11 protein-coding genes and 4 pseudogenes are annotated in these 14,775 nt (G+C 69.2%); 7 read left to right on the top strand and 8 right to left on the bottom strand.

Going from position 1 to position 14,775, the window contains the following annotated elements:
• Positions 1-180 precede the first annotated feature (180 nt).
• Genes P3T27_RS39030 through P3T27_RS39020 form a run of 3 tightly spaced genes read left to right on the top strand, consistent with a single transcriptional unit; the run spans position 181 to position 2,622 of the window.
• Entirely contained in the window at positions 181-1,188 is a 1,008-nt protein-coding gene (locus P3T27_RS39030; RefSeq protein ID WP_280686097.1) for an IS21 family transposase, read from the top strand.
• Positions 1,185-1,994, top strand: a complete 810-nt coding sequence (istB, locus tag P3T27_RS39025; RefSeq protein ID WP_280686096.1) for an IS21-like element helper ATPase IstB — start codon at positions 1,185-1,187, stop codon at positions 1,992-1,994. The genes P3T27_RS39030 and istB overlap by 4 nt, the downstream gene beginning before the upstream one ends.
• Positions 1,984-2,622, top strand: coding sequence for a hypothetical protein (locus tag P3T27_RS39020; protein WP_280686095.1), 639 nt, complete (start codon positions 1,984-1,986; stop codon positions 2,620-2,622). The genes istB and P3T27_RS39020 overlap by 11 nt, the downstream gene beginning before the upstream one ends.
• Positions 2,623-2,680: 58 nt before the next feature.
• Here P3T27_RS39020 and P3T27_RS39015 read toward each other — a convergent pair whose 3' ends face one another.
• The 7 genes and pseudogenes from P3T27_RS39015 to P3T27_RS38985 all read right to left on the bottom strand — a co-directional run.
• Positions 2,681-3,181 (bottom strand): diadenosine tetraphosphate hydrolase, encoded by a 501-nt coding sequence (locus P3T27_RS39015; RefSeq protein WP_280686094.1) that lies wholly within the window; start codon positions 3,179-3,181, stop codon positions 2,681-2,683.
• A 1,748-nt stretch (positions 3,182-4,929) separates the two neighbouring features.
• A complete protein-coding gene (locus P3T27_RS39010) occupies positions 4,930-5,694 on the bottom strand; it encodes a hypothetical protein (RefSeq protein WP_280686093.1) in 765 nt (254 codons plus the stop codon).
• Between the two features lie 42 nt (positions 5,695-5,736).
• Entirely contained in the window at positions 5,737-6,996 is a 1,260-nt protein-coding gene (locus P3T27_RS39005; RefSeq protein WP_280686092.1) for an IS110 family transposase, read from the bottom strand.
• Between the two features lie 158 nt (positions 6,997-7,154).
• Positions 7,155-7,694, bottom strand: a complete 540-nt coding sequence (locus P3T27_RS39000; RefSeq protein ID WP_280686091.1) for a hypothetical protein — start codon at positions 7,692-7,694, stop codon at positions 7,155-7,157.
• A 70-nt stretch (positions 7,695-7,764) separates the two neighbouring features.
• Positions 7,765-8,706 (bottom strand): annotated as a pseudogene (locus P3T27_RS38995) (IS701 family transposase); the annotation flags it as partial.
• A pseudogene (locus P3T27_RS38990) lies at positions 8,686-10,364 on the bottom strand (ISAzo13 family transposase); the annotation flags it as partial. The pseudogenes P3T27_RS38995 and P3T27_RS38990, both read right to left, overlap by 21 nt.
• A gap of 52 nt (positions 10,365-10,416) precedes the next feature.
• Positions 10,417-10,737: pseudogene (locus tag P3T27_RS38985) on the bottom strand (transposase); the annotation flags it as partial.
• Positions 10,738-11,313: 576 nt separating this feature from the next.
• Between P3T27_RS38985 and P3T27_RS38980 the strand changes: the two are divergent.
• The 4 genes and pseudogenes from P3T27_RS38980 to P3T27_RS38965 all read left to right on the top strand — a co-directional run.
• Positions 11,314-11,535 (top strand): annotated as a pseudogene (locus P3T27_RS38980) (IS6 family transposase); the annotation flags it as partial.
• A gap of 66 nt (positions 11,536-11,601) precedes the next feature.
• The gene (locus P3T27_RS38975; protein WP_280686090.1) at positions 11,602-11,892 is read left to right on the top strand and encodes a hypothetical protein; all 291 of its coding nucleotides are present in this window, start codon (positions 11,602-11,604) and stop codon (positions 11,890-11,892) included.
• A 144-nt stretch (positions 11,893-12,036) separates the two neighbouring features.
• On the top strand, positions 12,037-12,612 hold the full coding sequence (locus tag P3T27_RS38970) for a TetR/AcrR family transcriptional regulator (RefSeq protein WP_280686089.1): 576 nt from the start codon (positions 12,037-12,039) through the stop codon (positions 12,610-12,612).
• Positions 12,613-12,695: 83 nt separating this feature from the next.
• On the top strand, positions 12,696-13,481 hold the full coding sequence (locus tag P3T27_RS38965) for an SDR family oxidoreductase (RefSeq protein WP_280686088.1): 786 nt from the start codon (positions 12,696-12,698) through the stop codon (positions 13,479-13,481).
• 624 nt (positions 13,482-14,105) lie between these two features.
• Here the strand turns inward: P3T27_RS38965 and P3T27_RS38960 are convergent.
• The gene (locus P3T27_RS38960) at positions 14,106-14,597 is read right to left on the bottom strand and encodes a hypothetical protein (protein ID WP_280686087.1); all 492 of its coding nucleotides are present in this window, start codon (positions 14,595-14,597) and stop codon (positions 14,106-14,108) included.
• Positions 14,598-14,775: the final 178 nt, after the last annotated feature.

The following is a 14,775-nucleotide window of genomic DNA, read 5'->3' as shown; positions in this document are numbered from 1 at the left end:
CGGTGATCATGAAGCGTAGAGAACTCCATGATCGGGCGAACCGTGCCTGCCCTGCTACTGCCGATTAGCTCGGCACCTACTGGCGGACGCCCTTACTCGACGTTCACGGAGGCGCTTCGCCGCTACCAGGTGCGGCCGCACTGCGAGCCGTGCCAGGCGTCGAAGGGCCGGGACCGGGCCGTGATCGCGCACCCGCCCGGGGAGGAGATCCAGTTCGACTGGGTCGAGCTGCCCGACCCGCCAGCCGGCTGGGGTGTCGGCGCGCACGCCCACTTGCTGGTCGGCGCGCTCGCGCATTCGGGCCGGTGGCGGGCGGTGCTGGCGGACTCGGAGGACTTCCCGCACCTGATCCAGGCCCTCGATGCGGTGCTGCGCAAGCTCGGCGGGACCGCGAGGCGCTGGCGCTTCGACCGGATGGCGACGGTCTGCTACCCGTCGAGCGGGCAGGTCACCCCGGCGTTCGCCGGGGTCGCGAAGTTCTACGGGGTCCAGGTCGCGATCTGCCCGCCACGGCGGGGCAACCGCAAGGGCGTGGTGGAGAAGGCCAACCACAGTGCCGCGCAACGGTGGTGGCGAACGGTCCCGGACGCCCTGACCGTCGAGCAGGCCCAGTCCGGCGTCGACAAGCTCGCCATCCGGATGGACGACCGCCGCCGCAACGTGGACGGGATGAAGGTGACAGTTGCCGAACTCGCTGCTGCTGAACCGATGTTGGACCTTCCGACGCTGCCGTTCCCCGCCGATCTGGAGGCCACCCGGACGGTCAGCCCGCAGGCCCTGGTCTCCTTCGAGGGCAACCTCTACTCGGTCCCGCCTGGGATGCCGGGGATGCAGGTCATCGTCCGACACCGGCTCGGCGAAGACTACCTCCACATCGTCACCGCCGGCCGGGCGGTGGTCGCCCGCCACCAGCTCGCGCCGCGCGGCGCCGGGCGGACGATCCGCGACGCGGGCCACGTGATCGCGCTGGAGCGGGCGGTCCTCGCACAGGTCAGCGACCGGGCGCCCTGCAAGACCAAGACTCGTCGCCCGCTGTCCGCCGCGGCGCTCGCGGAAGCCGACCGACTACGGGGCCAGGCCGCCGGCGCGAACCCGGCCGAGCGGGTCGTGATCAACCTCGACACCTATGCCGCCGTGGCCGACCGGCTGCGGACCGCTCCGACACCTGAGGAGGAACTCGGCAAGTGAGCACCCCACCCACGCAGATGAGTGAAGCGCGCCGCTATTCGCAGCTGCGGGCCCACCTGTCCTACCTGAAGCTCAACGACGCGTTCGACGCCCTCCCGCGGGTGCTGGACCAGGCCCGCTCCGAGAACCTGTCGATGACCGCCGCCCTGGAGCGGCTGCTGGAGATCGAGGTCGAGGCCACCGAGGCCCGGCGCCTGGCGGCCCGGGAAAGGTTCGCCTGTCTCCCGGAGCCCTGGACGTTGTCGGACTTCGACTTCTCCGCCCAGCCCGGCGTCGACGAGAAGCTGATCCGCGACCTGGCCACCCTCCGCTTCCTCGACGACGCATCGAACGTGCTGTTCGTCGGCCCGCCCGGGGTCGGCAAGACCATGCTGTCGGTCGCGCTCGGCCGCGCGGCGGTCGACGCGGGCCACCGCGTCTACTTCACCACCGCGGCCGAGCTGGCGGCCAAGTGCCACAAGGCCGCGCTGGAGGGCCGCTGGAAGACCTGCATGCGCTTCTTCGCAGGCCCCCGGCTTTTGATCATCGACGAGCTCGGCTACCTGCCGCTGCCCGAGGACGGCGCCTCGGCGCTCTTCCAGGTGATCAACCAGAGGTATCTGAAGTCGAGCACGATCCTGAGCACCAACGTCGGCATCGCCGACTGGGCCTCGGCCTTCGGCGACGCGACCGTCGCTGCCGCGATGCTGGACCGCCTCCTGCACCGGGCAGCCGTCGTCGGCATCGACGGCCCCTCCTACCGGCTCCGCCACCACCAGGGCCACGCCGACAACCTTCGCCAGGGAGTGAACGCCCGTGTCTCCTGAACTCGGCACCATCAACGACGAGTTGGAGCGGACCTGCCCCGAGTGCGGGATCGGCTTCACCGTCGAGTCCCCGGCCAGCCGCCGCAAGTACTGCTCGCCGACCTGCCGCGAGCGCGGCACCGCGCACCTGCCCAAACTGCGGAACTGCCCGCAGTGCCGCAAGGAATTCACCACCGACCTGAGCCGGAAGAGGAAGTTCTGCTCGCCCGAGTGCCGGACCGCCTCGCGCCGCAGCGAGGCCCACATGGAAACCCGGACCTGCCCCGTCTGCGAGAACCCCTTCCAGGCTGGGAAGACCGTCCGCACCGTCTACTGCTCGATGGTCTGCCGCCGCGAAGCCGAGCACCGCCGCGACCAGGCCCTGGACGAGGAACGGGCCCGCCGGCTCGGCCAGGCTCCACCACCCGCACCGCCGGCCCGGGTCGAACTCCCCCCGCCGCCTCCGGCCCGCCCTGCCCCGCGGCAGCCCGCAGCGGCGCGCGATCCGTTGGAGCCGACCGCGACCCGGGACTGCCCGCACTGCCAACGACCGATCACCATCGTCGCGTTGCTGGCCACTCCCGAGGCCGCGCGGCCGACGATGCCCCACCTCCGCACCGACGTCATCCCGCTGCGGAGGACCCCTTGAACTGAATCACCGATCGTCAACGAGGGGCGACCGTTGGGTCGTCCCTCGTTGACGTGTCTCATCCCGCGCTCTCTGGCATGGCAGCCAGCTCGGACAGCACATCGAGCTCGTGGCCAATCGCCTCGCGCAAGGCGTCATGCTGCGGTCCGAGCGCGCTTGCGGGATCGCGCCAGTTCTCCGCGGGATACAGCCACACCGGGCGACGGACGAGATCCGGACTTTCCCACTCGAACCGGGGCCACACATGCGCGTGCAGGAAGACGTCGGTATTGCCGAGGATCTCCAGGTTCACTCGCCGGAACTCCGGGTCCAGACGCCGACAGGCCCGCTCCACGGCCTCACCCAGCCGATCCATGTCCGCCAGGAAGGCCATTCGCTTGCTCTGCGGAAGATCGGACAGGCGCTCCACGCCGGGCTCGTCAACCAGCAGAACCGAATACCCCGGCAGGAACTGCACGTCGCCGATCACCGCGAAGCCGGCGTCAAGCCGCCGGAGCACAGTGGGGTTCGCGCCGTTCAGGGCGCTGCCGATCCTGTCGTCCCGCCAATTGTCAATCATGAGAGCGCACCCTACACACGCGTGATCAAGCAGGACTCAGCCGATCGCTCCCGATGGCGGGCGCTCGTCGCTCCCCATATTCCCCACTCCGTTCAAAGCCGGACGAAGTGAGGTGAACAGCAGCGTTGGCCAAAATCGACCAGCCTCATCAACGGACACGGCTGCCGGGGCGAGGTCGGCGGTGGGTGGGGCCTGCCCGGCCTCATCAACCGTGCCCGGCAGCGCCAGCTCCGCCAGCGCCCGGTCATACACCACCGGATCCACTCGACCACGCCCAGGCCGAACCCCCTGCAGAACACGGCCGGCCCGCCGTTCCCGCTGGACCGCCCGGTGGAGCGTCCCCAACGACGGCACCGACCCCGCCGACCCCCGCCCCCGAGTCGCTCCCTGCCCGTGCGGTCAGCTCCCGGTGCAGCGCCGCCACGTTCCCACCCAACTCGGAAAGCCGGGCCCACAACTCGTCCGTGACCGTGAAGGCGTCGCGTCGCGGGGCCTCTTCCACACGGCCCGACTTCCGGGCCTCGGCCAGCCACCGCCACACCGTGCGCACCGACACCCCAGCCGACTCGGCCGCGATCCGCGCGTGCACCGACGACAACTGCCCCGTCTCATCCAGCACGAGCAGACGACCCACCACCACCCGCCGTATCAACGCCCGCTCCCCCGACCGGGACACCAACGGTTTCCCACTGGCCACGGAAACCGGAGAAACCTCCCGCGGACGACGGGACGACGTGGACACGGAATCGGCGGTCATGGACACCAGCCCACTGGCCCACCAGGACGATGCGCACAGGAATGGGCGTCCTCGTGTCAGCCACCCACCAGTCGTGGTAGACGCAAACCGCACACTGCGACAGCAACTTGGTCAACCTATGGCAGCCAAGACTCCGACACCATCACGCAAAAGCCCAGCCCAGCGATCCCTCACCCCCAAACCGCCCGCTGCCGCACAACCCGCTGACACCACCCCACCCACTCACACGCCGTTCCAAGCCGCCCAGGAAATCCCACTCGGCGTCAACGGATCAATTCCCGGAGCAGCAACACCAAACCGAACACCACCGGGCCAGGACGGCGGCCAGGCCGCAGCCGCGGGCAGCACGGCAGCAGGCACGGCGGCGAGCGGCCTGGCGGCCGACCAGGACAGCGGCCAGGGCGCAGCAGCAGGGACCGGCACCAGGCGACGCGGGCGAGCGGCGGGGAACCGCCGAGGCCGGCAGACCGGCCCAGGCCGGTGCAACACGGCACGGCAGCGGCCTGGCCCGTCAAACCGAACGCCAGGCCACCACGCGCCCCCGATCCGATCGAATACAGATCGCCCCAAGAAGCCAATCCAGAAAACAGAATTCCGGAACATCTGGAGAAATTCACACCCGAATACACGGCCGAGACACCCAAACCACCTCAGCCAGCAGGCCGACACGGCACTCGACCCCACCGGCCATCACACATAGTCACCATCTCGGCCCCGATACCAACCCGCAGACTCCCACGCTGGTCCACCAGAATGGTCTAGACAAATCGCGTGCTAGGTGCGGTTTGGAGCTTTTTAGGGGGATTTAGCCCCACCGAACTCAGTACAGGTCACACCCACCCTCGCACGACGCCCCACCGCCGCCTTATCCGCTCCCAGTACACCTGACCAACACTCAGCACAACTGACCAACCGCAGACACCTCACGGTGCCAAGCCGTCAAGTCCGGGCCTGTGGGTGCGGGCTCGGTGTTCGAACGCCTCGCCGGCGATCAGGGGGTGTCCGTGGTGTGGCGACGGGCGAAGTCCCACGGTGCGTTCGCGGCCTCGTACTCCGAGGCGATGCCAAAGACGCTTCCGCAACCCGGGCACTCCGCCCGGCCGAACAGGTGCGTGAGGCCCCAGGCGAGCCTTGTCTGTTCGTCCCGTTCAGCCAGCTCATGCAGCATCCTCCCGACGCCGGTCAGCGCGTCTGCCGTGGCCGGCCGCAGCGGGATCCGGTGGACGTCCCCCAGGTCCCAGTCCCGGATCGAGGAGTAACAGCCGTAGTCGCCGATCGCGATCGTCACGGCTGCGCGGCAGTGCGGGCAGGCGACGGTGTAGAAGGAGTCGGTGAAGTCGTCCAGAGTCTCGAACCACAGGGGCTGGCGATCGAAGGCGAGTATCGCCTGCAGCAAACCGAGATAGGTTCGACTGTCCTGGCCGGGTGCCAAGCGCGCGGTGGCCAGGTCCCGCAGCCGTGCCAGGGTCGGCTCCTGGCGGGCCACCTCTTCGTCGGCGCCGTGGTGGTCTTGGAGCAGGCCGCCCGCTATGGCGCCGGCCAGGTCAAGCGCCCAGTCTCCGGAGGCGGTGGTCTCGGCGATGTCCGCCAGCTGCGGCAGCGCGGCAATGCTCGCTGAGGAGATCGTCCCCTGATGGCACAAGCGCCCCCAGAGTCGGTCGATCGCGTCCTGATCACGATCGGCTGCCCGTTCCAGAAGACCGGGTATCGCAGCCGCCGCGCCGTAGACATCGTGCAGAGTGGACCAGTCGATCATCGGGCGATTCAAGCACGCTGCGGACGGCCACCGTGGATCCGGCTACGCCGCTGCTACAGCGAGCTCCTGCGGGGCCGGGAAGGCGATCTGCTCGTCGAACAGCTGGCGGTTCTTCAGGCAGTGGTGGAGCTGGCCGAGCATGCGGTTGAACAGGTTACGCTGGGCGGCGGCGTGCCAGTCTCCGTGGTCGTCGCGCCGGCGCCGGTAGTGGGCCTTGGCGCCGGGTGAGGCGGTGAGGGCGGAGAACGCCCATAGGTAGCCGGCATGGTTGAGCCGGTCGTTCTTGACCCATCGCCGGGTGATGCTCGACTTCTTGCCCGAGGCCCTGGTGACGGGTGAAGCGCCGGCGTAGGCCTTGAGGCCGCGGGCATCGGCGAAGCGCTGGCGATCGTCGCCGATCTCGGCCAGGACTCGGGCGCCGAGCTGAGTGCCGAGGCCCGGGAAACTGAGGATGATCTCGGAATCCGGGTGCTGCGGGAACGTCTCTTCGACGGCCTGGGCGAGGTCGTCGGAAGCGGTGCATGCGGCCGTGAGCTGGGCCAGGATTGCGAGCGCCTGCCGGCCGAGGGCATCCTCGACCAGAGCGGACTGGTGGGCCCAGTCGGCGCGGAAGATCTCACGAAGCCGCTCGGCCTCGGCCTCGATGCCACGCTTGCGGCCGGCCCGCTTGAGGGCTGCGGTGATCTGAGCGCGGGTCAGACTCGCGGCCTTGGCCGGAGTGGGGGCGATCTTGAGCAGTTCGCGGGCCTCAGGTCGGCATAGGCCGCCTTCCCACTTGGTGAAGGCGTCCAGGGCTGCCGGGTAGTACTCGCGGAGCAGGGAACGGAGCTGGTTGGCGAGCTGTTGGCGGTTCCAGACGGCGTCTTGCTGGGCGCGGGCGAGGACGGCGCGCGCTAGATCGCTGTCCTCGGGCAGCGGCCGGTGTGCGTGCATGTCGGTGCGCAGGATGTTCGCCAGGACCAGGGCGTCGCCGGGGTCCGACTTCTTGCGGGAGACGGCGTGGCGGTCGCGGTAGCGGGCGGCGGCCATCGGGTTGATCGCGAATACCTTCCGCCTGCCGGTCCGAAGGACCGCAACCAGCAGGCCGCGGGAGGTCTCGATCGCGACCGGGATCGGGCTCTCCTCGGTGTCGCCGTACTCGGCGAGCAGGTCCAGCAGGATCTTGTAGCCGGCCGCGTCGTCGGTGATGTGCCGCTTGGCCAGCAGTTGGCCGGTGTCGTCGACCAGGGCGACGTCGTGTGTTCGCTCGGCCCAGTAGATTCCGCAGTAGATCAAGTCGTTTCCTCCCCAGAGCGCGGACATTTGTGCTGGTCACGAGCACATGCGGGCCACGCAGCGACCTAATTCCAGGACTCGGCCGCTTGACCGGTCCGCCACCTCACTAGTACTCCAGCCGTAGATCGTGATCTCGCAGTGTCTGCCACTACCGCGGTCGTGCCGCCGCGCGCAGTGCTCGATCCTCAGGGCCCATAGACGAGATCCGTACCGCCGCTGGCTTCAATCAGCCAGGACAGCGAACCGCTGCCGAACGGCCAGCCGGTGGTGGCCACCTGCACCCAGCCGCCCGACTCATCGGTTCCCGCGTGCCACCACCACCAGCTGCGATCGTCACCCATCCCTTCCTCGGTCGGGTCGAAGTAGTACAGCCATCCCGAGAGCGTCCACGGCCCCTGATCGACAGCCGCTCTCTGCTCCGGCGTCATCGCCCGCCACTGCCGTAGCCATGCCTCGGCATCGAAAGGCTCACCATGCTCCGGCTCCGCGGGTTCGGGCGCGCACCGCTGGATGAACCACGCCGGCAGCAGCTGCGGCCAGCGCTCAAAAGCAGGCCAGTCACCCACCTGCTCGACCACGCCCGTCAACACCGCACGCGCATTGGAGATGACCTGAGCCGGATCCTCGGCGGTGAACCGGACACGTACGAGGAACGGACGCGGCTGGTCGTCCTCAGCTCCCGGCTCGGATCGAAGGCGCTGCAGCTCGCCCATCGTGATTTCCACGGTGAAGAAGTGTGCACCAGCACCGGCCTGGCCGCACCTCAATACCGCCAGAACCCGGGGACCACGATCTCTACGGCTGGGCACCTGCTTGTCGTCGGTAGTGAGAGGCACGGGCGCGGGCTTGGTGCCGTCGTCGCCAGCGTGACCAGCGAAGTCGGTGCGCGAGGTCGTGAAGCGGGCTGATCAGCGCCGCGAACAGGTGCTGGATCTCGTTGCCGGTCAAGGGGATCAGGCCGTCGGGGGCGGGCCGGTCGCGGCGTTCGGTGGCTGCGGTGACGGCGAGGAACGCGTGGGCCAGCATGGCGAGGGTGACCCAGCGGTGCCAGGAGGTCCAGCGGCGGACCTGGTGCTCGTCCAGGCCGGCCAGGCCCTTGCCGGCCTGGAACGTCTCCTCCACCGTCCAGCGCCGCCCGGCCACCCGCACCAGCTCGGACATCGGCACCGGGCAGGGTGAGAAGCAGCGGTAGAAGGCGAGTTCGCCGGTGCGGCGGTTGCGGCGGACCAGCAGGCACCATTGGCCGACGCGACCAGTCGGGTTGTGGATGTCGATCTGTGCCCAGTCGTAGTACCGCTCGCCCTTCGCGCCCGCTCCGGCCGACAGCCGCTGCCAGGCCGGGATCCGCGCGGCCAGGGCCTTCGCCTGGAACTTCCCGGCTCGCGTGACGACGGGGTGGGTGCTGGAGACGGCCAGGACGTAGCCAGTCCGGCGGTCTTCCAGGGCGGCCCGCAGGTGAGGGTTGTCGCCGTAGACCTCGTCGCCCGCAACCCAGCGCGAGGGGGTTCCCGCTTCCAGGGCCCGGAGGATCATGCGCGCGGCGAGTTGGGGCTTGGTCGCGAACACCAGACCGTCCGGGATGCCCGCGCTCCGGCAGCGGTCCGGGTCCTCGGTCCAGGAGCGCGGCACATACAGGGCCCGGTCGATCGCAGCGTGTCCGCGGGCGGCCGAGTACACGAGATAGACGGCGACCTGGGCGTTCTCGATGCGGCCGGGGGCTTGTTGCTGAATAACTGTCAAGTTTGATCTCCCTCGTGGCCCGCCTCGGACAAGCGGGCTCGGAGCTGTTCCAGGGTGCGGGCGGGTGGTCTGGGCAGTGGGGTGACCACGACGCGGTGCAGGTCCAGGAGCCGGTGGCCGTCTTGGAACTGGTTAGAGAGGTTGGTGCGGCCGACTTCCAACAGCTGGGCCAGGAACGTGCTGGTGATCGCCCTGCGGCGGCGTAACAGCGCCGCCAAGAGCCGGTGGTAGTGGTCCAGGCTGCTGGTCTGCGGGTGGAGATAGCTGCGCGGACGGTGAAAGCGCCGCTGGAAGGCCGCCTCGGCCAGAGCATCCCAGTACGGCTCCGAGGCTGCCACCAGGCGTTCGAAGTCAGTCCGCGGCATGCCGGTCAGGGCTGGATCGCTGAGCATCGCGGTCAAGGCCGGGTCAATCCGCCGGGCGGCCGCCGGTTCCTCTGGGGGCCGAGGTGGAACGGGGGCCAGGCTGTAGTTCCAGTCGCCATGGAACGCATCGGGCGTGATCGGCAGGGCCTGGAACTCGGCGGGGGTGACGACGACGCCCAGTGGGTAGTGGCCCGCGTCCAGCTCGGCGCCGATGGTCAGCCCGCTCCGGGTGGTCGTCGCGGCGATGGTCTCGATGACGACCTCATAGCTGGTCAGTGGTCGACCCCGCCAGTTCGCGGTGATGTGGCAGAACATCCTGTGTTCTATTTTGTTCCATTTCGACGTTCCGGGCGGAAAGTGGCAGACCGTGATCTCCAGGCCGCTCTCCAAGGCGAAGGCGGCCAGGTGCTTCTTCCAGGTCCAGCGCCGGGGATCGTTCGAGCCGCCGGCATCGGCGGTGATCAGCAACCGAGTGGCCTGGGGGTGGTGCACCTGTCCGCGATTCCGCCACCAGCGGCGTATGGACTCGACCGCGAACTCGGCGGTGTCGTGGTCAGTCCCGACGTTGACCCAGCCGGTATTGGTCGCGATGTCGTAGATCCCGTAGGGAATGGCAACCGGCTGGTCGCTGGTGGTGAAGGTGTGGCAGTCAACTCTGATCGGGTCCTTGGCCGGCCGCCAGGTGCGGCCGGGACGGTCGCGGCTGCCGAGCCATTCCTTGGCTTTGGTGTCGACGCTGATCACCGGCTGCCGGTCGTCGAGGAAGGTGGCGGCCGTGGCGTTCAGGTGGGCGAACTGGGCGTCGCGGTCCGGGTGGCTGGCGCCTTCGGTGGTCTTGACGGTGCCCTGCAGGCTGTAGCCCAGGCCGTGCAGCAGGCGCCCGACAGATGCGGCGCTGACCCTGTGGCCCTGCGACGTGAGAGTCGACGCCAGGGCACGCAGCGACAGGGTGGTCCACCGCAACGGGGAGACGGGGTCGCCCCTGGTGTGCGGCTCGATCAACGCCTCCAGAGCCGGAAGCAGGCCGGGGTCGGTGACCGTCAACGGCTTGCGTCCGGCACCCGGAGCCCGGACCCTCCTCACCGGCGGCGGGTCTCCTGCCAGTTCTGTGACGCCGCGCGAGACGGTCGAGGCGCTGGTTCCGGAGGCAGTAGCCACCAGGGTGATCCCACCGTGACCGATCGCCTCAGCCTCGCTGGCCAGGTAAAGCCGACGGCGGCGCTCATCGAGATGCGGCAGGATCCGATCGAACTTGGCCCGTAACACGGTGACGGGCGGACGCACAGTCATGGTCCACCCTCCCACCAACTCCGCCTGAGCAAGCACTAATTGAAATACAAGCCCCGGCCGTGCCGGTGTACTGGCGCTGGACCCCGACGGTCGCCGTGCCCTTCTTCAGATCGCCCGTCTCGTCGACCACGAGCACTGCCTCCGTGTCGTGCAGGTGCTCGACCACGTAGGCGCGTATGTCGTCACGGACCGCGTCGGCGTCCCACTTCGCGCGGTGAAGCAGGTGCTGCATCCCGTCCGGGGTGGCGTCCCCCGCATGCTCGGCCAGGGTCCAACAGTTCTTCCGCGGCAGGTCCGACAGCAGCCCAAGCACCAACGCCGTTGCCCGGCGGCGCGGTTCGACCCGCGCGAACCGACCTCCGATACGGCCCATCAGCTGGTCGAACATCGACCGCCACCGGGCAGGTACTACGCTGTGGCCCGCGGCCACCGCCTGATCTTCGTTTGTCCACACAACTCACGATGATCAACGGTGGCCGCAGCCGTCTCCGCGCCAGCCCTGACCAGCAAGATCACGATCTACGGCTGGAGTACTAGCCGTTCGTGGCACCAGCGCACCGCACGGGCCTCGGTCTCAGCGGGAGCTTGAAACGGCTCGGGCGTTACAAGAGGTCACCATGTGGCGGGCTCGCACCACCAACACCAACGAGTGATCAAGTAGCAGGTGTCGACGGTGGTGGCGGCCGCGAGACGCCGGACAGTGCCGATCTCCGGTGAGGCGTCGAGGCCTGGTCAGAGAAAGGCATCCATCCGGCGTCCATGCAGCCGCCACCATCGAACAGGTCCGGCCCCAGCTACGGGTCGCACCGATCCGCTATCAACGAATTAGGTCAGAGCGCTCACAGGCACCCCCATCGCCCCAGGGAGCCCACGCACAGGAACCAGCGACCCACCTGATAACCCCAGCTCAGACACACCCCGCCTGACCACAACCAACGAGCGCGGACACGAGAACAGCCACCAGCCCACCAGGCAACGCGAACGCGCCATGAAGGGCTTCCGCTCCGCCGGCGCGGCCCAACGGTTCCTGTCCGCGTTCAGCGGCATCTCACCCCACTTCCGACCCCGCCGCCACCTGATGGCCGCCACCGGCTACCGAGCCGAGATGACCGTCCGCTTCGCGATCTGGGAGCAGGTCACCGGAGCCGCCAACCCGCCCACCGCGGCCTGAACACACAGCTGCAACCCGGCCCCACCACACCCCGACACACCCTCAGGCACTCTCGCACCCAACAACGTGACAACGTCGGCCGCCGAGCTGGAGAGCGCGCCGGGCCCGGACGGGTACCCGGTCGAGGCGTGGCGGGCGCTGGTTGCCCAGGGGCACGGCCTGGCCCAGGAGCGGCTGGTCGCGCACCGCGAGCTCGGGCTGCTCGCTCTTCGGGTGGTACCCGGCTACGTCGCCGAGCGGGACGCCGAGGAGGTCCTACACGTCCTGGGCGAGGAGATCGGCAGCAGCGCCGAGGAGTTGCTCGCGTGCCGCCGGTACGCGCTGACCGGCGACGCGCGGGCAACCGAACGGTTCTGATTGTCCTCTGACAGGCGATCTCGGCCGTTTGCCAGGTGATCTTGACGGCACGATCGCGGCTCGCGCGGCGGCCGATCCCCGGGCGGCGCCAGCCCGGGACACGATTATTTGACCCACAGGTCAAATAATCACTACGGTAGCGGCATGGGCAGGCCGAAGAGCTTCGAACCGGACGTGGTGATCGCGCAGGCGATGGAGACGTTCTGGACCAAGGGCTATGCCGGCACTTCCCCGGCCGACCTCGCCGAGGCGACCGGGGTGGCCAAGGGCAGCCTGTATCACTCCTTCGGATCCAAGCGTGAGTTGTTCGCCATGGCGTTGGACCTCTATGGCCGGACGGGCTCGGAGGTGACCGAGGAGTTCCTCTCGCGGCCGGGCACCGCCAAGGAGCGCATCCGCGCGTACTTCGTGCTGCTCGTGGACATGGACCTGGACGGGCCGGCCCGTCGCGGCTGCCTGGCCCAAAACACGGTCGAGGAGTTCGGCGGGCGGGACGAGGAGGCCACCCGCGCGGTGCACCGCATCGAGGAACGCATGATCGGGCTGTTCGCCGCCCGCATCGAGCAGGGGCAGCGGGACGGTGACGTCGACCGGGACGTCGACGCCAGGGCCCAGGCGCTGTTTCTCCAGGCCATCCTTGCGGGGCTGCGGGTCATGGCCAAGACGTTCGACCGGCCGGTTCTGTATCAGATCATCGACACGGCTCTGGCAGGCCCCTGAGGCGCGACGTCTCGGGCGGCGACTTTTTGCGCCCTGATTTTAGACCTTAAGTTCAAGAATTAGTCATTCAAGAGGGGGAGATCATGGATCTCGGCATCAGTGGGAAGACCGCTCTGGTCACCGGAGCGAGTCGCGGCATCGGCCTCGCGATCGCTCGGATCCTGGCCGCGGAGGGGGTCCGGGTGGTGGGTGCCGCCCGAACCGTCACGCCCGAGCTGGAGAAGGTCGCCGTCGCGGCCGTGTCCGTCGACCTGAGCACCCGCGACGGAGCGCGGTCGGTCATCGACCAGGCGCTCGCCGCGGTCGGCGGAATCGACTTCCTCGTCAACAACGTCGGCGGCGACACGGGGAATCTGTCCCTCGACGGGTTCCTGGACGTCGATGACGAGCAGTGGCAGACGATCTTCGACCTCAACCTGTTCAGCGCGGTGTGGACCACCAAGGCGGCGTTGCCGAGCATTCTGGAACGCAAGGGCGCGATCGTGAACATCTCCTCGATCAACGCGCGCATGCCCACCGGCGCGCCGGTCGGCTACGCGGAGGCCAAGGCCGCGCTGAACCAGTTCGGGAAGCGGCTCAGCGAGGAACTGGCGCCGCGCGGGGTCCGCGTGAACACCGTCTCCCCGGGCCCCACGGCCACTCCGGTGTGGACCGACCCGGACGGCTTCGGCGGCAAGGTGGCCGCCGCGTCCGGGGTGGGCCACAGCGACCTGCTCACGGCCCTGCCAGGGCAGTTCGGCATCGCCTCAGGACGTCTCACCGAACCCGAGGAGGTGGCGGACCTGGTCGCATTCCTGCTGTCCGGCCGTGCCGCCAACATCCACGGCGCCGACCACGTCATCGACGGCGGCACCCTCAAGGCCGTCTGACAGGGCTGCGGCGGGCCGCTCAGCGCAGTCGGCAGGGGTTCTGTCGACTACACGGGTCAAGAACGCGGGGGTTCCGACTCAGAAGCCTGAGTCGGACCCCCGACGGGGTGCGGTGGTCGCGGATGGTGATGTGTCCGCCGATGTCGTGCGCCTTGGCGTCGGCCAGGTCGGGTGGGATGAAGGCGGTCAGGTCGGTGGTGATGGCAGCATTCGGGCCCAGGTAGGCGGGGTCGAGGTGGAAGGCGATGCGGGTGCCAGCCCCCGGCCGCGCGGGTACCGGCCGGGCTGGGGCGGTGGGTGTGGTGCCGTCGAGCTGCTGGCGCAGGGGTCCGGGCCAGCGGTTTCGGCGCGCGGAGCAGGGCGGCGGCAGCGGGGACGGTGGGCGCGGCCGGACGGCGGCGACGTCGGCGCCTGGCCTGAGGTGTCGTCATGCCGAAGGCTCTGCCCGCCCCGCCCCGCGGCCGATCCCGGCCGCCACCCGTACGGAGTACGGAACCCGGGGTGCAACAGCGCGTTGCACCCCGGGTTTCCCAGGGGTTCGTGCAAGTCAGGACCGCAACGCGGGGCTTGGCCGAAGGCCTTCGTGTTGCGTGTGTTGCGCCCCGTGTTGCACCCGCCAGCGGGTCAGGTTCGGCGCCACCATGGGCGGCTGCGCTTTGCCTCGGCCTCGGCGGCTTCAACGGCGGCCCGCTCGCGCTCGGCCTCCTCTCGGGCCTTCTGGTCGGCGTCAGCCTGGCGGCAGCCGGCGCACAGCCCGTCGTCGTTCCAGCCCCGTTCCTTCTCCTCCCACCGCTCATCCGAGAACGGCGCCGAGCAGCGGCGACAGGCCGGACGGCGCCTCTCCCGCTCCGCCGTCTCCAGCGCCCGGCGGGCCCGATCCGCCGCCGCCCGCTCGACGGCCAGCAGTTCGGCGACGTCCACATCCGTGTCGCCGAGATAGCGATTCAGGGACGCGACCAGACGACGCAGGGAGTCCAGGTCGAGCTTGTCCTCGCGCCCGAGATTGAGCAGCACATCGGCCTGCGTCGTGCCGCCCACCCGCCGATTCGTGGCCAGCTGCACGTACCGCACGACGCTGCCGTCCTTGTTCCGGCGCTGGGTCTTCCGCACGTACATGCCCGCATGATGCTCCATCAGGCCAGGCCACAGCAGCAGAACCCATGAACTCGCTTGTCCGCAGGACGATCCCGCTCCAGACCACTCAAATCACGCTGACCTGCGAAGACATCCGATCACGCCCGGTCGTGTGCCCGCCAACTGTCGAAGCCGGGTTTCGCAGAGCTCATCAGCCATG

The sequence above is a fragment of the Kitasatospora sp. MAA19 genome (assembly GCF_029894125.1).
Taxonomy (GTDB): Bacteria; Actinomycetota; Actinomycetes; order Streptomycetales; family Streptomycetaceae; genus Kitasatospora.
This window is presented reverse-complemented; position numbering and strand designations above follow the sequence as displayed.